The sequence below is a fragment of the Streptomyces sp. NPDC041814 genome (assembly GCF_055590565.1).
In genome coordinates this window covers 137103-158122 of record NZ_JBVJAM010000016.1, presented here as the reverse complement: position 1 = coordinate 158122, position 21020 = coordinate 137103, and the positions used below count along the sequence as shown (strand labels likewise).

Sequence of the window (21020 nt, the reverse complement as noted above, 5' to 3'; positions counted from 1 at the left end):
CGGAGGCCCCGCATGCCCGCACCCCGCCCCGAACACTCCCTCGTCCCCCGCCCCCGCAAGGTCTCCGCGCGCCCCGGCCGCTTCACCCTGACCCCGGACACCGGCATCCGCGCCTACCCCGGTGCGGAGGGCGCCGCCGACCTGCTGCGCACCCTGCTCGCGCCCGGCACCGGGCTCCCCCTCGCCCCCTCCGCCACCGGCCGCGTCGTGCTCGCCCTGGACCCGCAGCTGAGCGGCCTCGGCGAGGAGGGGTACGGCCTCACCATCGGCCCGGACACGGTGCTGCTGCGGGCCGCCCGGCTGCCTGGCCTGCTGGCCGGGGTCCAGACGCTGCGCCAGCTGCTGCCCTCCGAGGCGCTCTCGGCCGGGGCCCGGCGCGGCGGGGCCTGGACGCTGCCGTGCGTGGAGATCAGCGACGTCCCGGCGCATCCGTGGCGCGGCACGATGCTCGACGTGGCCCGGCACTTCCAGCCGGTCTCCTACCTGCGTCGTTACGTGGACCTGATGGCCCTGCACAAGCTGAACACGCTGCACCTCCACCTCACCGACGACCAGGGCTGGCGGATGCCCGTCGCCGCCTACCCGAAGCTGACGGGGATCGGCGGACACCGCAGCCAGTCGATGGCCGGTCCGCCGGGCGGCCCCGTCGAGCGCTTCGACGGCATCCCGCACTCGGGGGCGTACACCACCCAGGAGCTGCGCGGCCTCGTCCGTTACGCGGCGGCGCGCGGGGTGCGGGTGGTGCCGGAGATCGAGATGCCCGGCCATGTCCGGGCCGCCCTGGCCGCCCATCCGGAGCTGGGCAACGACCCGTCGAGGCGGCTCGGCGTGTGGACCCGGTGGGGCGTGTGCGACACGGTGTTCGGGGTGCACGAGGAGGTCTTCGACTTCTGCCGGACGGTGCTGGACGAGGTCATGGACGTCTTCCCGTCCCCGTACATCCACGTGGGCGGCGACGAGTGCCCGACCACCGAGTGGGAGACCAGCCCGGCGGCCCGGGAGCGGGCCGCCGCCGAGGGGCTGCCCGACGCGCGCGCCCTGCACGGCTGGTTCATGGGCCGCATCGGGGCGTACGTCGCCGAGCGGGGCCGCATCCCGGTCGGCTGGGCGGAGACCGGCACCGAACTCCCCCCGGAATTCACGGTGATGACCTGGCGCGACCCGGCTCACGCCCGCGCCGCCGCCCGTCGCGGCCACCAGGTGGTCGCCGCCCACTACCGGGCCACCTACCTCGACTACGCGGAGTCCGACGCCCCCGGCGAACCCCTCACGCAGCCGGGCCCGCCCGTCGAGCTGCGCACGGTGCATGGCGACCGCTCGCTGACCGACGACTGGGACCCGGGCGACGCGGTCCGGCTGCTCGGCACCCAGGCCCAGCTGTGGACCGAGTACGCACGCACCCCGGACCGGATCGAGTACCAGACGTATCCGAGGCTGTGCGCCCTCGCGGACCGCGCCTGGTCCGGCGGCGGCGACGGCTGGCCCGGCTTCCTCACCCGCCTGGGCCACCACACCACCCGCCTGGACGCGCTCGGCGTCCGCTACCGCCCTTGGGGGTCTCCGGTAAGTCCCCGCGGCGTCACGGCGCCTGGCACGCACGCTCGCCGCGTTACCGAAACGCCCTAATCGCTCCGCGATGAGGACGCATCGGCGCCTTGCGATCGCACGCACCAGCCACCGCTCCTTCGTCCACGGGGACTCACCGGAGACCCCCAACCCCCGGCCGCTCACCACGGCATCCCCAGGAACAGCGCCGACCCCCTGAAGTCGCACTCCCCCACGACGTTCCCGGAAGGAACAGACGCATGAAGTCACACGCGAAGAGCCGGCTGCGCGCCGCCGCCGCGGCCGCCGTCACCGTGGCCCTGGGCTGTACGGCCCTGGCCGCCGTCCCCACGACGGCGAGCGCCGCCGGCGAACCGATCGCCGTGCAGTACCGCACCGGCGCGACGGGTGCGAGCGCCGACCAGAGCGAACCCTGGCTGAAGGTGCGCAACACCGGCAGCGGGTCCGTGCAGCTCAGCAACGTGAAGATCCGCTACTACTTCAAGGGCGACGCGGTGGGCGAGGTCTACCGGTTCGCCTGCTCGTGGGCGGTGAAGGGCTGCGGCAACATCACGGGGACGTTCGGCACGCTCGCGCATCCGACGGCCGACGCCGACCGCTACCTGGAGATCGGCTTCACCTCCGGCGCGGGCTCCCTGGCACCGGGTGCCGACAGCGGTGACATGCAGCTGCGGTTCTACCGGTCCAGCTGGCAGCCGCTGGTGCAGAGCGACGACTACTCGTTCGGCGCCGGCGCGACCTCGTACACCGACTGGACGAAGGTGACCGCGCAGCTGGGCGGCACCACGGTCTGGGGCACCGCCCCCGCGGGCAACGACCCCACCGACCCGACCGATCCCACGGACCCGACGGACCCCACCGACCCGCCGGGTGACGGGGCGACGCTGTTCGACGACTTCAACTACAGCGGTCACACCGACCCGCAGATCGCCGCGCACGGCTGGAGCGTCCGCTCCAACGCGGGCGGGCCCGGCGTGCCCGGTGCCACCTGGGCTCCGGACAAGGTCACGTTCGCCACGCAGAGCGGCAACTCCATCATGAACCTGGAGACGTCGACGGCGGGCACCGGCGAGTCGACGAAGCAGACCGAGATCCTGACCCAGTCGATGAAGTTCCGGAACGGCACGTACGCGGCGCGGGTCAAGTTCAACGACGCGCCGAAGTCGGGCCCGGACGGCGACCACCTCGTCCAGACGTTCTTCACCATCAACGACCTCAAGGCGCCGATGGCGGACGACTACGCCGAGTACGACTTCGAGTACCTGCCCAACGGCGGCTGGGGCGAGAGCGGCAACATCCTCTACACCACCTCGTGGGAGACCTACCGGCCCGACCCGTGGGAGGCCGTCAACCAGCACACCGAGTCCCGGCAGAGCTACGCCGGCTGGCACGACCTGGTGGTGACCATCGACAACAACGCGATCACGTACTACATCGACGGGCAGCTCTTCGGCACGCACGGCGCGGCCTACCTGCCGGAGCGCGGCATGTCGATCAACTTCAACCAGTGGCTGATCGACCTGGCCGGGCAGACGAGCACCACGCCTCGCGCGTACGACCAGCAGGTGGACTACGTCCTGCACGTGAAGGACCAGGTCCTCACGCCCTCGCAGGTGAACGCGAAGGTGGCCGCGTACCGCGCGGCGGGGACGACGTTCCAGGACACGGTTCCGGCCGGGTGACGCGGTAGCGGACCGCATGGGCGGGGCGGAGGCCGACGGGTCTCCGCCCCGCCTTCTCGCATGTCCGGAGCTTCTGCCCGAGGCCGCCGCCGCGACTCGTAGGGACCTCCTGACCGGCCCGAATTCCCGGAACCCCCTTGACAGCCCCGCCACCCTCCGGGCAATCTTCCATTAAGCAGAAATAAACTTCCGCAATACGGAAGGAGCGCCGAAACCCTCATGGGCTACCCGGACCAGCGCTTCGATGTGAACCTCTCGATCCTCTTCACGGAACTCCCACTCCTGGAGCGGCCCGCGGCAGCTGCCGCGGCCGGCTTCACGGCGGTCGAGCTGTGGTGGCCCTGGATCGAGACCCCCACCCCCGAGCAGGCCGAGCTCGACGCCCTCAAGAAGGCGCTCGACGACGCCGGCACCCAGTTGGTGGGCCTGAACTTCTACGCCGGACAGCTCCCCGGCCCCGACCGCGGCGCGCTCTCCGTGCCCGGCGCGGAGTCGGAGCGCTTCCGGGCCAACATCGAGGTGGCGGCCGGCTTCGCTGCCTCGGTCGGCTGCAAGGCGCTCAACGCGCTGTACGGCAACCGGGTCGACGGCGTCGACCCCGCCGTCCAGGACGAACTCGCCCTGGAGAACCTGGTGCTGGCGGCCCGTGCCGCCGACCGGATCGGCGCGGTACTGCTGATCGAGACCCTGAACGCACCGGAGTCCCCGCGCTATCCGCTGGTGAGCGCCCCGGCCGGGATCGAGGTCGTGGACCGGGTCAACGCGGCGACCGGCCTCGGCAACGCGAAGTTCCTGCTGGACCTGTACCACCTGTCGATGAACGGCGAGGACCTGAGCCAGGTCATCACCGCGTACGCCGACCGGACCGGACACGTCCAGATCGCCGACAACCCGGGACGCGGCGCGCCCGGCACCGGCTCGCTCCCCCTGGAACAGCTCCTGGACGAGCTGGCGAAGGCCGGTTACGAGGGCTGGGTCGGGCTGGAGTACAAGCCCGGCGACCGCCCGAGCGCCGACTCCTTCGACTGGCTCCCGGCCGCGGCGCGGCCCGCCCGCTGAGGCCCCCAGGAGCCCCTGTACACGCTGATCGGAAGGCACCCTCATGAGCAACAACCTCCCCAAGGTTGCGTGGATCGGTCTCGGCATCATGGGTTCACCCATGTCGGAGAACCTGATCAAGGCCGGTTACGACGTCACCGGTTACACCCTGGAGCAGGACAAGGTCGACCGCCTGGCGGCGGCCGGCGGCACCGGCGCCTCCTCGATCGCCGAGGCGGTCAGGGAAGCGGACGTGGTCATCACGATGGTGCCCGCGTCGCCGCAGGTCGAGGCCATCGCGTACGGCCCCGACGGCATCCTGGAGAACGCGAAGCGCGGCGCGCTGCTGATCGACATGTCCTCGATCACCCCGCAGACCTCCGTGGACCTCGCGAAGAACGCCGCCGAGAAGGGCATCCGGGTCCTGGACGCCCCTGTCTCCGGCGGTGAGGCCGGCGCGATCGAGGCCGTCCTCTCCATCATGGTGGGCGGCGAGCAGGCGGACTTCGACGCCGCGAAGCCGCTGCTCGAAGCGCTCGGCAAGACCATCGTGCTCTGCGGCCCGCACGGCTCCGGCCAGACGGTGAAGGCCGCGAACCAGCTGATCGTCGCGGTGAACATCCAGGCGTGCGCCGAGGCCGTGGTCTTCCTGGAGAAGTCCGGGGTGGACCTCGCCGCCGCGCTGGACGTCCTGAACGGCGGGCTGGCCGGCTCGACGGTGCTGACCCGCAAGAAGGACAACTTCCTCAACCGCAACTTCGCCCCGGGCTTCCGGATCGACCTGCACCACAAGGACATGGGCATCGTCACGGACGCCGCCCGCAACGTCGGTGCCGCGCTGCCGGTCGGCGGTGTGGTCGCCCAGCTCGTCGCCTCGCTGCGCGCGCAGGGTGACGGCGGCCTGGACCACTCGGCGCTGCTGCGCTCGGTCGAGCGGCTGTCCGGCCTGCCCGTCCAGGGCTGAGCCCGGCCGCTCTCCTCCCTCCCCACAGACTTCCGGACGGTGCCGTCGCTGACACCTGTCCTGTCGCGCCCAGGCGCCGGCACCGTCCGGAACACCCTCCCACCACGAATTTCAACAAACTGTTGACGCCGCATCCCGGGCCTCTTTACGCTCCGGACACGCCCCCAGGACTCTGCCCCCTGGCCGTCGCAGTTCAGCAGCTCCCCGTACGGAAGGTCGCCCCGACACCATGACGCAGCGTGTGCTTACGACCGAGTCCGGCGCCCCGGTCGCCGACAACCAGAACTCCGCCACCGCGGGTGCCGGAGGCCCGATCCTCCTCCAGGACGGCCACCTCCTGGAGAAGCTCGCCCGCTTCAACCGGGAGCGCATCCCGGAGCGCGTGGTGCACGCCCGGGGCTCCGGCGCGTACGGCTACTTCGAGGTGACCGACGACGTCACCGCGTACACCCGCGCCGACTTCCTCTCCGAGGTGGGCCGCCGCACCGAGACGTTCCTCCGCTTCTCCACCGTCGCCGACTCGCTGGGCGGCGCGGACGCGGTGCGCGACCCGCGCGGTTTCGCCGTCAAGTTCTACACGAACGAGGGCAACTACGACCTCGTCGGGAACAACACCCCGGTGTTCTTCATCAAGGACCCGATCAAGTTCCCCGACTTCATCCACTCGCAGAAGCGCGACCCCTTCACGGGCCGTCAGGAGCCGGACAACGTCTGGGACTTCTGGGCGAACTCCCCGGAGGCCACGCACCAGATCACCTGGCTGATGGGCGACCGGGGCATCCCCGCCTCGTACCGCCACATGAACGGCTTCGGCTCGCACACCTACCAGTGGACGAACGCCGCGGGCGACGCGTACTTCGTGAAGTACCACTTCAAGACCAACCAGGGCGTGCGCTCCCTCTCCGCCGACCAGGCCGCCGAGCTCGTCGGCAAGGACGGCAACTCGCACCAGACGGACCTGCTCCAGGCCATCGAGCGCGGCATGAACCCGTCCTGGACGCTGTACGTGCAGCTCATGCCGGCCGCCGAGGCGGCGGACTACCGCTTCAACCCGTTCGACGTCACCAAGGTGTGGCCGCACGCGGACTACCCGCTCCAGCGGGTGGGCCGGCTGGTACTGGACCGCAACCCGGACAACGTCTTCGCGGAGGTGGAGCAGGCCGCTTTCTCGCCGAACAACTTCGTGCCCGGCATCGGTCCGTCCCCGGACAAGATGCTCCAGGGCCGCCTGTTCGCCTACGCGGACGCGCAGCGCTACCGCCTGGGCATCAACCACACCCAGCTCCCGGTGAACGCGCCGCGCGCCGCCGCCGCGGACAACTACGGCCGCGACGGCCTCCACGCCACGCGGTACGGCTCGCGCCACGACAAGAACTACGAGCCCAACTCGTACGCGGGCCCCGCCCAGACGGACACGGCGCTCTCCGCCCCGCTCCCCGTCCAGGGCTGGACCGGCACCCACGAGGCACCGCTCCACACCAAGGACGACGACTTCTTCCAGGCGGGCGAGCTGTACCGCCTGATGACGGCCGACGAGAAGGACCGCCTCATCGCCAACATCGCGGGCGGCCTCTCCCAGGTCTCCCGGGACGACGTCATCGAGAAGAACCTCGCCCACTTCCACGCGGCCGACCCCGAGTACGGCAAGCGCGTGGAGGAGGCGGTCCGCGCCCTCCGCGAGGACTGACCTCACCCCCGAACCCTGCCCGCGCCGACGCGTCCACCCGGATGAGGGGTTGTTGCGCGACGCGGGCAGGACGAGGGGGTGTCTGGCGGATCCGCGCAGAAGAAGGAGCGGTGTCTGGTGCGTGCGATCGCAAGGCGCCGGGAAGTCCTCGTAGCGGAGCTACTAGGACTTTTCGGCAACGCCGCGAGCGTGCGTGCCAGACACCGTGACGCTGCGGGGATCTGTCAGACACCCCCTAGGGCCGCGGCGGTGGCGTGATGCCAGTGCGGTGGTACGCGGGAGGCGGCCCGGTCACCAGACCTGAAGGCCCGTGCAGCCCCCCTTCGCGCTACTGCCGCGGCCCCTGTTCTTCCCCGAACCAGGGCGCGGAGTACGGATACGGTCCCGTACTCCGCGCCCTTTTCGCGCGCTGCCGGTGAGGCGGAAGCCGACGTGGCGGTGGGCCGAGGTGTGTCACCTCAGAAGACCGGCGGCTTCACCATGAAGTTCTCGCCGCCGTACAGGGATTCGTAACGGACTTCTATCACCAGTCGGTGAGTGACGAGATCCCAGAACCAACCGTGCTGGTCGTCGCTGAACTCGTCCAGAGAGAAGAGGAAGGTGGACTGTCCGGCCAACACCACGGCACCGGGACGCAGGGAGTGAGCCTTGGGACTCGTCGGTAACAGGTCCCGGATGCGTTGCTGCGTGTGGTAATCCCACTGCCCGATGACCTGCCCGTCCAGGCGTACGACCGAGCCCGTCACGATGGCCGGCCCGAGCCCGGCGTTGATGAGGCGGAGTCCCGCTTCCGTACCTTCGTAAGCCTTCACGCGATGCATGTGAAGCATCGGCCGCACCGACTGCCGACCGTGCCGCCTGCTGTCCCGGGCCTGTGTGTAGCTGACCCAGAGAGAGCCGAGTGCCACGACTACCGCCGCAATGGCGGTGACCGTGTCTGCATCCATGCGGATACCCCCGTGCGAAGCCGCGGACAGTGCTCAGGTCCTCCCCAACCGGGATCCGTTCCACTCCTCCACCGACGAGGGAGCGGAAGGCTTCGTCAGCCATCAGCGGGTATTCCTCGTGTTTCAGGCGTGGGAGGCGTGGAGTCGAGGGGAGTTCGCGGATCCTGCTGAGGCACCTCTGAACACCACCGCAAGGAGCCCCTCAGTGCGCCGCCCGACCCGTAGTGCCTTCGCCTCCCTCATCGCCGCAGCCGCCCTCGCCCTCCCCCTCCTCACCCCCGCGCCCGCCTCCGCCGCCACCACGACCACCAGCCGCTTCGCGAACTACCGCTACGGTGACTGCCTGCGCGAGAACTCCGAAACCGGCCTCAAGGGCGACCGCTGCACCACCGGACGCGGAAGCCTCCTGTGGCAGTGGAACGGCAAGCTCAACACCATCACCACGCTCAAGAACAACTTCTGGGGCCGCTGTCTCGACAGCAACGACCGGGGTGACGTCTACCCCCAGCGCTGCAACGGTGGCTCGTACCAGAAGTGGCGCACCGTCCAGCCCGCCGCCCGCAGCGCCGTGATGCTTCAGAGCGTCGGCACGGGCCGCTGCCTCTACCAGCAGGACAACGGCTACTACCGCACCGCCACCTGCGACCGGAACGCCCAGAACCAGCGCTTCACCATCGGCTGAGACAGCGGCTCGGGAGGCCCTGCGCGGCTGCACAGGACCTCCCGCGCCACAACTGACCGTTCAGGCCCCGGCCGCCAGCAGCTGGACCAGGCCGACCCGACTCTCCTGGTCCGCCTCGGTGTGTGTGGCGCGTACCCGCCAGCGGCCCGCGGGCAGCGAGACCGATGCCGCGGCGGGCATCCCGCCACCGGGGTACTCGACGCCCAGGTCGGAACCCGCTTCGGCAGAGTCCATGAGCACCGCCGGGCCGTCCGTGGCCCACGTGCCGCACTCCTCCCACACCGTGTCCGGGTCTGCGAGGACCTTGTGCGCCGCGGCTCTCAACCCGGCCTCGGAGTCGGCGGCGAGCCACCGGAGGAACGTCCGGTGCTGGGGCAGATAGCAACTGGTGGCCGGCTCGTCCGCCAGTACCAGCGCTTGCGCGCCCTCCTCGTCAAGGGGAATCACACCGGCCAGATCGTCCACCGCGCAGGCCCGGTCGTAGTCGTCCGGGGCTGTGCCGTCTCCGGCGATGAGTCCGCTCTCCGTGCTTCCGCCCCAGGAGGCCAAGGCGGAGACGGGGACGACGATCAAGGGGCCGCCCAACGACTCCACCCAGACCCGGGAGCAGTCAGAGGCACCGCTTGCAGCGGATGAGGAGGTGATCATGCCGGCCAGTGTGCCCCCGCCCACTGACAAGGCCACCGACGAAGCTCTTCACACGGGTGGCCGGTACGGCCGGATCCTCGCAGGAACCGCCCAGCCGCACAGCCTCCCGATCGGTCGGCCCTCACGCACGCACCGCTCGGCCACCGCGACTTCCAGAGCAAGTAGCCGCGTCAGGTCCTGGACTCACGGCGGACCAACATCTCGCGCCATGAACGAAGCCGAGAGCGTCCTGGACTGGCTGCAGGTCCTGGTACTCCGCACAGTGCGACGGTGACTGGGAGCACGAGTGGGGCGTCAAGATCGACACAAGCGACAACCCCGGCTGGACAATCCGCATCGACCTGGAGGACACCGACCTGGAAGGACACACCATCTCCTGCCAGGACCTCAAACGCGGCAGGAACGACTGGGTCATGGCCTGGACCTCGGAAATGACCTTCCACGCCGCGTGCGGACCAGCCAACCTCACTGAGGCGCTCACCCTGTTTCGTGAATGGGCGGTTGAGAACACCCTCAGCGAACGGTAGGACGAGCACAGCCTCGGCATGTCAGTTGTCGGAACCGGCCGATTCTGCCGATGCGGCGGTCCGGAAGAGCGTGCCCGCGAGGAGCAGCGCGTCGTCGGCGTCCAGGCAGTCGAAGCGGATGTGGTGGCCGCCGTGCCGGCTCCGGCAGTGCCCGCAGGTGGGCACCGACTCGACGGGCAGCACTTGGCCGGTCGCGGCGATCACCCGCTCCAATTCTTTGGCGAACCGCTCGTGGTCATGCCAGTCCCCGAGGTCAAGGGCACGCAGAACCGACTCGTCACCGCCGAGACTGCGGCAGAGCAGTGTGGCCGCGCCCGTATCGAACATGCCGATATCGATGAGGACCCGGCTCCCCACGGTCTCGATTTCGAGATGTCGTTCGACGCCGACGTGGGCAAGCGCGCGATGCAGCTCCAGTGCCGCCTTCTGCACCTCGCCTAGGTAATTCGCGAAAAGCCGTTCCAGGGAGCGGACTTCCTGCTCCGAAAGCAGCGTGAGGACCAGCTCGTGGCCGGGGCACAGCAAGGGCTGTTCGCCGTGTGCGACCTCGGCGACGACGCCCTCGGCAAGCAAGTGGGCCCGCACGTCTCCGTGCGTCCAGGGGTGGGCGGCCGAGGGAGTCAACCGCAGGCGGCAACCACCCGGCGCGGGGCCTTCCTCCAGCTCAAAGCTGAGACCGGCGTACTCCAGGACCAGCTCCAGGGCGCGAGCCGTGGCCGTCGCGGTCGTCAGCGACTTCGTCATCGGGTAATCCTTGTGAAGTAGGTCGAACGCCTGCATGCGTGTGCGGTGGCAGGCCGCTCGGGGACGTACAGCCAGTCGGTCGGCGCGCTCAGAGATCCTTGATGCCGACGAGCACGCGACCGATCAGGTTCGGCTCGGCCCGTGCGTCTCTGGGTGCCCGGAGGCCATCCGTCTGGGGCAGGCCCGGAGACGACGTCGAAGCGTCGCGGCCCGCATTCGGCCCCGTGGCAGCACGCGCGATCTCGGCCCACACCACTTTCCCCGGCGCGTTACGAGCCGGGTAGTACCCCCAAGCCCGGCTCATCGCCGCCACGATGAAGATCCCCCGCCCGCCCAACGCATCGACACCAACCTCCTTCAGAACGGGCGGCCTCGGATCGCGGTCCCGCACGGACAGCCTGACGGCGCCGGGGACGACCTCCAGCAACAGCTCGAAGGTCTCCACGCCGCTCTGCGACGGAGGCAAAGACGTCGGCGCCTCGCCGTCCTCCGAGTGCCCCACGGCATTGGTCGCCAACTCGGAAACCAGGAGCTTCGCCGTCTCGACCGCGTCGGAGGCCACTCCCCAGCCCACGAGAACATCGGCAGTGTGCAGCCGCGCCAGAGCCACGGCATTGAGCGTATCCGCCAACGCGAGCCGGCTCCTCCGGGGCTGTTGGTGGGGCATGGCGAGCCTCCTGCTGCAGAGAGAACAAGTAGTCACCGAGCACTCGCAAAGAGTGACCGACATCCAGATAACTCCGTTCTGCCGAAGGCTGGTTAGGGCGCTCAAGCACTCATCGAGCGACCTCGCCTAGGGCGTTTTGACCTGCCCATTACGTGGTGGGCCGAGAGCCCGGCGGCTACCGTGCCCGCATGGTGGCGATCCGTAACACCCTCCTTGAGGCGTGGATGACCGAGCATGGGCACAGCTCCAACAGCCTTGCCGAGGCCGTGAACAGCGCTGTCGAAGAACTGACGGGACGCATGGGCGGGCTCGACGGGTCATCGATCCGCGCGTGGAAGGCCGGCCGCGTCACTTGGCCGAAGTCAGCAACCCGCACGGCACTTGAGATGGTGACGGGATTACCCGCCGTCGCCTTAGGGTTCGTGCCACGGGGCCGATCTTCGCCCACCCCAGCTTCATCGCAGCAGGAGGACCCCGAAATGAAGCGCCGTACCCTCGTCGGCGGCATTGCTGCGGCGGCTGCCGCAGCAGCAGCCCCAGGGACCGCATCACCCCGACGGATCGGCATGAGCGACGTCAACCGGCTGAACAAGCGCTTCGCCGAGATCATCGCCAACGACCACCGCCACGGCGGGCAACCTCGCATCGAGGAGCAGGCGACCGCTCTCGCCGACGAGGCACTCAACCTTCAGAACGCGGGCAGTGCGACCCAGAGGGTACGCAACAGCCTGTACGCCTCAGGAGCAGCATTCCGCTCGTCCGCGATGTGGGCAGCCATCGACGGCCGGCGCTACGACGCTGCGAAGGCGCACATGCGCGAGGCGCAGGCCCTCGCGGAGATGTCCGGTGACCAGGCGATCAAGTTCCGCATCTGGAGTCACGCAGGCACGATGTACCGGCACATGCGCCGCCCCGCCGACGCGATCGCCGCCAACGACGTTGCTCGCAACCTGCATCTCACCCGCCGTGACCCACTGTTCGCTTCCCTCGGTCTGGCCCGCCAGGGGGCCATCCACGGCACGGCACAGAACCGGACCGAGACACGTCGCGCGTTCGAACAGGCTCAGGACGCCATGCTGCGTGCCGATCCCGCTGATCACCGGCCCGTCTGGCTGCTCGCCTTCTACGATCAAGCCGAACTGGACTCTCTGGCTCTCTCCGCGTACCTGGCGCTCGGCGACTACCCGACCGCCGAGTATCACGCCCACCGCTGCCTGGCATCGCTCCGACCTCACATGGCCAGGTCCCGTGCCATCGCCACGACCCGTCTCGCTCACGCCCTCCTCGCTCAGGGGGCCGCCGACGCCGCAACTGCCACCGCCATAAGGGTTTCTGCAGATGCCGCGACCCGCCACGCCCGCGTGTCGCGCATGCTCCAAGAGTTCGGGGCCGCCCTCCGCGCCACCGCGCCGCGCAGCACCACCGTCCAGACGTGGACCGAGCACACCATCACTTGGAGGACGACCGCATGACCACCGTACCCGCCACGGAGCTGCGCACCTTCACCAGCTTGGACACCATCCGCGGTGACCTCCTCGACGTATACGCCGAGGTACGCGCCCCGCTGCTCCACCTGCCGAACTACGCGGTCACTGCCTTCGGCGAACGTATCGACCGGCACGCCGCCGAACCGGGGTTCACAGCCGTCCTCGCGTACGCGGACAACCAGCCGGTCGGCTACGCGTACAGCAACACCATTGAGCACGGCGACCGCTACTGGCAGCGCACCAGCCCGCCCCCGGCGGAAAAGTACACCGAGCGCCCGACCATGGCGCTCAAGGAGATCGGCGTCCACCCGTCCTGGCGCAAGACCGGCACCGCCCGCCGCATCCACGACACCCTCCTCGCCACCGGACATGAGCCGTACGTGACGCTCATGGTCAACGGCGCCGCTGGCGAGGGAAAGGTCCACGCGCTCTACAGGTCATGGGGCTACGAAAACATCGGCCAGAGCCAGCCGTCACCAGCCTCGCCAGTCCTCACCGTGATGATCCGCCCCATCGGATAACCAGTCGCAAGACAGCCGCCGATCGGAGGACGGTTTGGTTCAGACTTCAAGTATCGCCGTGACACCGAGAAGTGCCTCCAACACGGCTACGGCCTCACTCTCGCCCTCGGCGTGAACCGTAGCGATGCCCAGACCGGCGGCCGCCGGAAGGTTCACCGCCTGATCATCGACGAACACGCACTGCTCAGCAGGCAGCCCGATCCGGTCCAGAGCGAGTTGGTAGATCGCCGGATCGGGCTTGGCCACGCCGACCAGCTCTGAGACGACATGCACGTCGAACAGGTCCCAGATGCGGAGGTGTTGGTACGGGTTGAACGGGTCGAGACCGAAACTGTTCGACAGCAGGGCGAGCCGGTGGCCGGCTGCCCGCGCAGCACGAGCGAGCGCGACCATCCGCGGAGCCACGGGTACTCCGCTCCAGGCCCGTCCCATCAGATTCACCGGATCCACGTGCGCACCCAGGAGCGCCGCCGTGCCCTCGTTCCACTCTGCCTGCCCGATCTCCCCGATCTCCAGAGCCGCGTAAAGCCGCCGACCCTCGGGGTGATCGTTGAGAGTGCCGCGCCACGCGCCCGGGGCCAGCCCCTCCGACTCGCACCAGGCGTGGTGGACTTCGACCGGACTGGCGGTAAGCACCCCTGCGAAGTCGAGGATCAGTCCGCGCTCGCCCACTGCGTCGCCCCTGTGCGGCATCCGGCAATCACCTTCCTTGATAAGTCGGCCATTCACGCCGCAACGATCTTGTTGCGGACGACACCCCTGAGCACAACGTAGCGATTTGCACACACGGTGCGAGGTAAAGCGATCGCCAAAACCCCCTAAGCGGCTCATCGTCGTTCCGCTCCAAACCCCCTAACCAGGCTCAGCTAAGTCGGAGTTATCTGATGCATACGGCTTGGCCGCCACACGGACAGCCGCTTAGCGGCCCGAATGTGACGGGCCGGACCGTCGAGCGGTTACCACCATGGCGCGAGATGACTCTTCGGGCCCCGAGCACACCCCGCACCCACCCGACCGAGCTCGGCGCAGCAGCCGAGGAGGAGAACAGCGTGGACAACACGAGCACCACGGACAGCGTGGAGACTCCGTCAGAGCAGGAGTTGCGCAATGCGCTCACCCAGAGCCTCATCGAACTGGGAGCCGCCCGCAGCCCCCGCGTGATCGCCGCGTTCCGGAACGTTCGTCGGCATCTCGCCACGCCTGACGCAGACCTGGTATCGACATACGGCGCCGAGGTCGCGACGATCACCAAGACCGATGAGCACGGAGTGCAGATCAGCTCGGTGTCCGCGCCGCGTGTCCAGGCCATGCAGATGGAGCAGGCCGACCTCGCTCCGGGGATGTCCGTGCTCGAAATCGGCTCCGGCGGCCCCAACGCCGCCCTGCTGGCGGAAGTTGTCGGCGACACCGGTCATGTGGTGACCGTGGACATCGATCCGGAGGTGACGGGGCGTGCCTTGGCCTTCCTGAAGGAGACCGGGTATCGCAACGTCACCGTGGTCACCGCGGATGCGGAGGGCGGGGTGCCCGACCGCGCGCCATTCGACCGGATCGTGGTGACGGTGCAGGCGGCCGACATTCCGCCGGCCTGGCTCGACCAGCTCAAGGAGGGTGGGCGTCTCGTCGTCCCGCTGCGGATGCGTGGCATGACCCGTACCGTGGCGTTCGTCCGCGACGGTGGCCGGCTCGTCAGCGACGGGTTCGAGCTGTGCGGCTTCGTGCCAATGCAGGGGGTCGGGGAGAACCGGGTCCGCCTCGCCGTGCTGCACGACGTGGCGGGCGAGCAGGTCGCTCTGCGCCTGGACGGTCACCCCGAGCCGGACACCGAAGCTCTGACCAAGGCCCTCTCCATGCCGAGGAACACGCGGTGGTCCGGTGTGACGCTGGGCGGCAGCGAGTCCAACGAACATCTCGATCTGTGGCTGACCACCGCGTTGGACAATCTGCCACTGCTGGCCGCGATGCCGGGCGCGCGTGAACGGGGGCTCGTCGCCTCGGTGTCCCCGCTCGGCATCCCCACGCTCGTGGACGGCGACAGCTTCGCGTACCGCACGGCGCGGGCCACGGATCAGGAGGACCGCTACGAGCTGGGCGCCATCGGTCACGGCCCGCGCGGGCAGCAGCTCGCCGGGCGCCTGGTCGAGGAGATCCAGGTGTGGGACCGCGAGCACCGCGGTGACCGCGCACACATCGAGGTCTGTCCGGCGGGCACTCCGGACGACCGTCTTCCCGCTGACGGCCGGCTCATCGAGCGGCGGCACTCGCGGGTCTCGATCACCTGGCCGTAGCCCGCCCCGGGCCGCCTCCAGGTTGCACAGCACATCCTCTATCACCTCCCTGAAGGAGAGCGAGATGGCACAGCAGATGAGCACCACGTCCGGCACCGCGCTGAAGGCGGCGACGGATTTCAGCGGCGACGCCGGGGACTTCGACCTGAACATCGAGACGGTTTCCTCGGCGCCCGTCATCGGCGCGCTACTGAACGACACCGGCGACAACTGCACCTCCACCTGCCAGTCGGCCTGCTCCAACAGCACCTGCATCGGCAGCTGACCCGGCGGTGCCAGAACCCCGCAGTTGACGGGGCCCGGGGGCGGGCGGGGCAGACCGCCAGCCCCCGGGGGCACAATCCGAGAGGAGTACGGATGTACCGCCAAATTGACGCGACCATGATCAGAGTATCGATGGTTCCGCTCGCCGCCCCCGCCCTCGACTGGCCCGGTGAAGAGGCCGGTGTCGAGAAGACCCGCGCCTGGATCGAAGACGTCTGGGCGGACGCCTCCCGCGCGGCGGCCATCAGCCACGCCTCGCCTCTGCTGGCTCACGCCGTCCGGGACCTGCTGGCGGGCAAGCCGGTCAAACCCAGCCGCCTTCGCCGGCTCAGCCGGTCCCTGGGCCGCTACCTGCTCAGGATGCGGTTCCGGGCGACCCCCTTCGGGCTGTTCGCCGGGCCGACCGTGGCACGTACCGGGCAGGACGCACACGTCCACTGGGGCCCGCTGGCCCGCGCGACCGCGCGGGCCGACGCCGCATGGCTGCACAGCATCACCTCCGCATTGGAGAGCGACCCCTGCGTCCTCCCATGCCTAACGGTCGTCGCCGACCCCACCCACCTCGTACGCGGCTCCCGGATCACCGTGATGAACCAGCCAGGCGAGGACGGGCCGACGGACACCAGCCTGCGACGCACCCGTGCCGCCGAAGTGGCCTTGTGGCTCGCCCGTACCCCGATCCGGGTCCGCGACCTGGTGGCCGAACTCGGCATCGAGTTCCCGGCAGTTACCGATGCCGCCATTGAGGAAATGATCCGCGCGCTGGTCACGCACCGGGTACTCCTGACCGATCTCCAGGCGCCGATGACCGCCCCTGACGCTCTGGGCCACTTGATCGCCCGGGTCGATGAGAGCGGCGCCGGCACCTCAACGGCTGACGGATTGCGCGACATCCACGGCCTGCTGCTCCGCCACGACCGTGCCCGTCCCGCCGAGCAGCCGGGCCTGCGCGCGCAGGCCACCGACGCCATGGCCGCACTCAGCGGCGTCGCCGAGCAGAGCCTCGTTGTGAACGTGCGCCCGGACGGTGACGTCATCCTGCCCGAAGCGGTGGCCCGGGAGGCGGAGAAGGCGCTGACCCTGATGGCCCGGATCACGCCCTATCCGCGTGGTTCGGCGGCCTGGCAGGACTACCGGGCACGTTTCCTGGACCGCTACAGCGTGGGCACCATCGTGCCGGTCCGTGAGCTGACGAGCCCCGATACCGGCCTCGGCTTCCCCGTCGGATACCGCGGAACGGTCCTGCCCCGCCCCACTCTCGCGACGACGCCGCGCGACGAACACTTGCTCGCCCTCGCGCAGGACGCCGCTCTGACCGACCGGCGCGAAATCGTGCTCACGGAAGAGGACATCGAGGCGCTGACCGTCGGCGAGCCCACGGCACTCCCGGCCCACGTCGAACTGTGCTTCACCGTCTTCGCACACTCCACCCGCGCGCTGACGGAGGGACGCTTCACCCTCTCCACCGTCGGACTGTCCCTCGCGGCCGGCACCCTCTCCGGCCGGTTCCTGCCGACGCTGGACACCGTCGACCAGGACCGGATGAAGGCCGCGTACCGCAGCCTGCCGACCCTCACCGAAGGCGCGGTCCGTGCCCAGGTCTCCTCGCCGCCTCTGCGTCGGCACACCTCCAACGTAGGGCGTGCTCCCCTGGTCGCCCCCGATGTACTGGCCGTCGGCGAGCACAACCCGGACGCCACCACCGGCCTGGACGACCTGGGGGTCGTCGCAGACTCCGAACGCCTCTACCTCGTCTCGCTCTCCACGGGCCGATGCCTGGAAGCCTCGATGATGAGCGCGGTGGAGCTGAGTTCCGCCACACATCCCCTGGTCCGCTTCCTGACCGAGGTCCACCGCTTCCACACCGCCATCCCCCTACCCTTCGCCTGGGGCGTCGCAGCCCGGTTGCCGTTCCTTCCCGAAGTCCGCTATGGCCGCACCATCCTGTCGGCAGCCTGCTGGCGGCTGCACGCCCGCGACCTTCCCGACGCCAACCGCTGGACGGAGGACTTCATCAACTGGCGCATCCGCTACGGCGTACCACGCACGGTGTTCGTCGGCTCCACCGACCAGCAACTCCGCCTGGACCTCGACCAACCCGGCCACCGCGACCTCCTGTGCGCAGAACTGGAACGCCAACGCACCCTGTCCTTGCACGAGGCACCGGAGGAGAGCGCCTACGGCTGGATCGGCCGCGCCCACGAGGTGACCATGTCCTTCGCCGCCGATCAGCCGACCGCCCCGGCCCCCCGCTGGCACACCGTGGCCCGGCGGGCGGACGGTCAGACACCGGGCACGGCCGATACGGGGTACCTGAAGCTGTACGGGAGTGCCGAACGCGCCGACGAAGTGCTCCGTACTCACCTGCCGCACCTGCTTGACGACGTGGCAACCGCGTTCCGGGAGTCCTTCGCGTACGAAGGCTCCTCGGAACTGGTCGGTGGTCTGTCGGACCCCGGGGCGTGGTTCGTCCGGTACGCGGACCCCGACCCTCATCTCCGTATCCGCCTCAACCTACCCAGGCCCGGCAACTTCGCCGATACGACCTGGGAAGTCGCCCAGTGGGCCGACACACTACGCGATGAGGGCTTGGTACAACGCGTGCAGTGGGACACCTACGTTCCCGAAGCCGGGCGCTACGGGACGGGCCCCGCCCTGGCCGCCGCCGAGGGCTACTTCGCCGCCGACTCGGTGGCCGCGCTGGCGCAACTGCGCCTCGGTCTCCCCGCAGAGCTGCGCTCGGCCATCACGGCGGCCTCGTACATGGACATCGCCACCGGCTTCCTCGGTTCTCCCGGCGCAGCACACGCCTGGTTGGCAGCACACCTGTTGCGCGGCAACGGAGCGACGGCGCCCCGGCACACGCAGGCTCTCGTCCTCCGGCTCACCGAGAACGACGACCCGGGCACGTCTCTGCACGATTTCCCCGGTGGCGACGCCGTGCTCGACGCCTGGGCCCGTCGCCGCGACGCCCTTTCCCGCTACCGCAGCAAGCTCCTGCGGCCGGGCCCCGCACCGGAGAACGTGCTGCCGTCCCTCCTGCACATGCACCACAACCGCGTCGCCGGAATCGACCCCGACGCCGAGGCCCTATGCCGGCGCATGGTCCGCGCCGCCGCGCTGTCCTGGACCGTACGCACCGAAGGAGCCGCGCGGTGACCATCGCCCCGTCCGCCCCCGACACTTCCCTGTCCGCACGCCAGTCCCTCGCTCATGGCCCCTTGAGTACGGCGCTGCTGCACATCGAGCGCGCACTGCGCGGTGCGGGCGACTGGACGGAGGCCCGCCGCATACTCGCCGCCACCGGCCCGCTCATCGAGGGCCGCGATGCCGGTCTCTTCCTCGGCGCTCCGGCGATGGCCTTCGCCCTGCACCTGGCCGCCGACGGAACCGACCGTTACGCCGGGGCCCTGCACACCCTCGACCAGGTCGTGACCGCGCACACCCACGCACGGCTCGCGGCCGCCCACGACCGGATCGACGCAGGCCGGCGAACTACGTTCGCCGAGTACGACCTCTTGCGCGGCCTGACCGGGATCGGCGCCCTGCTCCTTCGCCGCAATCCCCACGGCCCCGAACTGCGCGGCATCCTGGACTACCTGGTCCGCCTCACCGAACCGCTCACCGACCACACCGGACAGACCGTTCCCGGCTGGTGGGTGAGCCACGCTCCTGCCACCGATCAGAGCGCCACCCCGGGCGGGCACGCCAACGCCGGGCTCGCGCACGGCATCACCGGCCCGCTCGCACTACTCTCCCTGGCCATACGCGCAGGCGTACACACCGACCACCAGGAACAGGCGATCCGCCGCATCTGCCGATGGCTCGACCAGATCCGGCAAAGCGACGCCCACGGGGTGCGCTGGCCGCGCTGGATCAGTCACCGCGGCGCCTCGCCCACCCGGCCCGCCGCACCGAGCTGGTGCTATGGCACACCGGGGCTCGTACGCGCGCAACAGCTCGCCGGCATCGTCCTGGAAGACACCGACCGCAAACGCATGGCCGAACGAGCCCTCAGCTACTGCCTCGCCGACCCTCACCAACTGGACCTGCTGGCCGACGGCGGGCTCTGCCACGGGGTGGGTGGCGTCCTGCGCACGGTGCAGCGCGTCGCAGCCGACGCGGACAGCCCCAGCGAGTACGCCAACCGCATCGAACCGCTCGTGCAGCGATACCTGCTGGCCGCAGTCCCCGAGGAAGACGGCTTCCTCGTCGGCCGCGCGGGCGCGGCGCTCGCATACCAGGACGCCGAGGCTTCCACTACACCCGGGGGGCAGTGGGACGCCTGCCTCCTCCTGACGTGACCGACTACGACCCGGTCCGCGTCGAGCACGCGATCCACAGCGTCTTCAACGGCGCACGCGTCGAGGATGCCGCAGGAGTCATTGACGTCCCGCCCGCGCAGCTCGCCGAGGCAATCGAGCACTATCAGTCAGCCGGCCGGGCCGCGCTGAAAGCGGCCCCACTCGGCTGGCACCAGGTCAACATTCGCTTCGTGGACTACGAACGCGCGGAGGATGCCTTCCGCACCTGCCTCTTCCCCGGCCTCCACGCAGACGGACCGGTCGGCCAATGGTGGTTCGTACGAAAGGCACCGCACTGGCGCCTGCGCTGCTACCCGGCGCCGGGGGCAACCGCGCAGGCCGTCACCGACCACATCGCAGCAGTCCTCCAGGACTCCAGATCACGGGGCGTGGCCGCCGGCTGGCACCCCGCCCTGTACGAGCCGGAATCGAACGCATTCGGCGGACCCGCCGGAATGCCGCTCGCCCATGCTCTGTTCCACTCGGACAGCGAAGGCGTCCTTGACTACGCACGTATTCGAGCGGAAGGGGCCTCCGCCGTACTGGGGGCGAGGGAGACATCGCTCCTTGCCGTGTCGCTCCTCATGCGGGCGGCCGGGCTGGAGGCAGGCGAGCAGGGCGACGTATGGGCCCGCGTCGAAGAGCGACGGCCGCTCCCACATGACGTGACGCCACACCAGGTCAGCAGCATGAGGGCTCCCATGAAGCGCCTCCTGCTGACCGATGCCCATCCCCTCCTCACGACAGGACCCCTCACACCCATCCACCCGTGGATCGAGTCCCTGCAACATCACGGCCGCCGCCTCGCAGAGGCCGCCGAATCAAACAAACTCAGCACCGGCAAGCGCGCCGTCCTCGCGCGTCACATCCTCTTTCACTGGAACCGGATGGGCTTCTCAGTCAAACAGCAATCCATCTGGTCTCGGGCAGCAAGAGAAGCCCTCCTCGGAACCTGATCAACCGAGACAAGCCGCAGCGCCCCGCGACTACCGAGGCAATCGCCA

General features: G+C 69.7%; 19 protein-coding genes. 14 read left to right on the top strand and 5 right to left on the bottom strand.

Annotated features, from left to right (window positions below; genetic code table 11):
- Positions 1 to 12 precede the first annotated feature (12 nt).
- The 5 genes from ACZ6C6_RS31815 to ACZ6C6_RS31795 all read left to right on the top strand — a co-directional run bounded on the left by ACZ6C6_RS31815 (position 13) and on the right by ACZ6C6_RS31795 (position 6937).
- Positions 13 to 1626 carry a beta-N-acetylhexosaminidase gene (locus tag ACZ6C6_RS31815; RefSeq protein WP_469207876.1) on the top strand — a complete coding sequence of 538 codons (1614 nt, stop codon included), beginning with the start codon at positions 13 to 15 and terminating at the stop codon, positions 1624 to 1626.
- Positions 1627 to 1805: 179 nt separating this feature from the next.
- Positions 1806 to 3248, top strand: coding sequence for a cellulose binding domain-containing protein (locus tag ACZ6C6_RS31810; protein WP_469207874.1), 1443 nt, complete (start codon positions 1806 to 1808; stop codon positions 3246 to 3248).
- A gap of 219 nt (positions 3249 to 3467) precedes the next feature.
- Positions 3468 to 4307 (top strand): TIM barrel protein, encoded by an 840-nt coding sequence (locus ACZ6C6_RS31805; RefSeq protein WP_469207872.1) that lies wholly within the window; start codon positions 3468 to 3470, stop codon positions 4305 to 4307.
- Between the two features lie 43 nt (positions 4308 to 4350).
- Complete coding sequence (locus ACZ6C6_RS31800) at positions 4351 to 5250, top strand: 2-hydroxy-3-oxopropionate reductase (protein WP_469207870.1); 900 nt, start codon at positions 4351 to 4353, stop codon at positions 5248 to 5250.
- A 229-nt stretch (positions 5251 to 5479) separates the two neighbouring features.
- Entirely contained in the window at positions 5480 to 6937 is a 1458-nt protein-coding gene (locus ACZ6C6_RS31795; protein WP_469207868.1) for a catalase, read from the top strand.
- Between the two features lie 458 nt (positions 6938 to 7395).
- Here ACZ6C6_RS31795 and ACZ6C6_RS31790 read toward each other — a convergent pair whose 3' ends face one another.
- On the bottom strand, positions 7396 to 7884 hold the full coding sequence (locus ACZ6C6_RS31790; RefSeq protein ID WP_469207866.1) for a hypothetical protein: 489 nt from the start codon (positions 7882 to 7884) through the stop codon (positions 7396 to 7398).
- A 205-nt stretch (positions 7885 to 8089) separates the two neighbouring features.
- On the opposite strand from ACZ6C6_RS31790, the gene ACZ6C6_RS31785 reads away from it, so the two are divergent.
- Complete coding sequence (locus ACZ6C6_RS31785) at positions 8090 to 8566, top strand: RICIN domain-containing protein (protein WP_469207864.1); 477 nt, start codon at positions 8090 to 8092, stop codon at positions 8564 to 8566.
- 60 nt (positions 8567 to 8626) lie between these two features.
- Here ACZ6C6_RS31785 and ACZ6C6_RS31780 read toward each other — a convergent pair whose 3' ends face one another.
- Positions 8627 to 9214 (bottom strand): Imm21 family immunity protein, encoded by a 588-nt coding sequence (locus ACZ6C6_RS31780; protein ID WP_469207862.1) that lies wholly within the window; start codon positions 9212 to 9214, stop codon positions 8627 to 8629.
- Positions 9215 to 9513: 299 nt separating this feature from the next.
- Between ACZ6C6_RS31780 and ACZ6C6_RS31775 the strand changes: the two genes are divergently transcribed.
- Positions 9514 to 9741 carry an Imm53 family immunity protein gene (locus tag ACZ6C6_RS31775; protein ID WP_469207945.1) on the top strand — a complete coding sequence of 76 codons (228 nt, stop codon included), beginning with the start codon at positions 9514 to 9516 and terminating at the stop codon, positions 9739 to 9741.
- A 21-nt stretch (positions 9742 to 9762) separates the two neighbouring features.
- On the opposite strand, the gene ACZ6C6_RS31770 is transcribed toward ACZ6C6_RS31775, so the two are convergent.
- Positions 9763 to 10485, bottom strand: coding sequence for a hypothetical protein (locus tag ACZ6C6_RS31770; protein WP_469207860.1), 723 nt, complete (start codon positions 10483 to 10485; stop codon positions 9763 to 9765).
- A gap of 88 nt (positions 10486 to 10573) precedes the next feature.
- Positions 10574 to 11116 (bottom strand): ATP-binding protein, encoded by a 543-nt coding sequence (locus tag ACZ6C6_RS31765; protein ID WP_469207859.1) that lies wholly within the window; start codon positions 11114 to 11116, stop codon positions 10574 to 10576.
- 224 nt (positions 11117 to 11340) lie between these two features.
- Here ACZ6C6_RS31765 and ACZ6C6_RS31760 point away from each other — a divergent pair, with 224 nt between their 5' ends.
- Positions 11341 to 12624 carry an XRE family transcriptional regulator gene (locus ACZ6C6_RS31760; protein WP_469207857.1) on the top strand — a complete coding sequence of 428 codons (1284 nt, stop codon included), beginning with the start codon at positions 11341 to 11343 and terminating at the stop codon, positions 12622 to 12624.
- Entirely contained in the window at positions 12621 to 13160 is a 540-nt protein-coding gene (locus ACZ6C6_RS31755) for a GNAT family N-acetyltransferase (RefSeq protein ID WP_469207855.1), read from the top strand. The genes ACZ6C6_RS31760 and ACZ6C6_RS31755 overlap by 4 nt, the downstream gene beginning before the upstream one ends.
- Positions 13161 to 13199: 39 nt before the next feature.
- Here ACZ6C6_RS31755 and ACZ6C6_RS31750 read toward each other — a convergent pair whose 3' ends face one another.
- The gene (locus tag ACZ6C6_RS31750; RefSeq protein WP_469207853.1) at positions 13200 to 13853 is read right to left on the bottom strand and encodes an HAD-IA family hydrolase; all 654 of its coding nucleotides are present in this window, start codon (positions 13851 to 13853) and stop codon (positions 13200 to 13202) included.
- A gap of 281 nt (positions 13854 to 14134) precedes the next feature.
- Between ACZ6C6_RS31750 and fxlM the strand changes: the two genes are divergently transcribed.
- From fxlM to ACZ6C6_RS31725, 5 genes are all read left to right on the top strand, one after another.
- Complete coding sequence (fxlM, locus tag ACZ6C6_RS31745; protein WP_469207851.1) at positions 14135 to 15448, top strand: methyltransferase, FxLD system; 1314 nt, start codon at positions 14135 to 14137, stop codon at positions 15446 to 15448.
- Between the two features lie 64 nt (positions 15449 to 15512).
- Positions 15513 to 15713 (top strand): FxLD family lanthipeptide, encoded by a 201-nt coding sequence (locus tag ACZ6C6_RS31740; protein WP_469207849.1) that lies wholly within the window; start codon positions 15513 to 15515, stop codon positions 15711 to 15713.
- A 92-nt stretch (positions 15714 to 15805) separates the two neighbouring features.
- Positions 15806 to 18871, top strand: a complete 3066-nt coding sequence (locus ACZ6C6_RS31735; RefSeq protein ID WP_469207847.1) for a lantibiotic dehydratase — start codon at positions 15806 to 15808, stop codon at positions 18869 to 18871.
- On the top strand, positions 18868 to 20016 hold the full coding sequence (locus tag ACZ6C6_RS31730) for a lanthionine synthetase C family protein (RefSeq protein WP_469207845.1): 1149 nt from the start codon (positions 18868 to 18870) through the stop codon (positions 20014 to 20016). Before ACZ6C6_RS31735 ends, ACZ6C6_RS31730 begins: the two co-directional genes overlap by 4 nt.
- Entirely contained in the window at positions 20013 to 20972 is a 960-nt protein-coding gene (locus ACZ6C6_RS31725; RefSeq protein WP_469207843.1) for a thiopeptide-type bacteriocin biosynthesis protein, read from the top strand. The genes ACZ6C6_RS31730 and ACZ6C6_RS31725 overlap by 4 nt, the downstream gene beginning before the upstream one ends.
- The last annotated feature ends 48 nt before the right edge of the window (positions 20973 to 21020 follow it).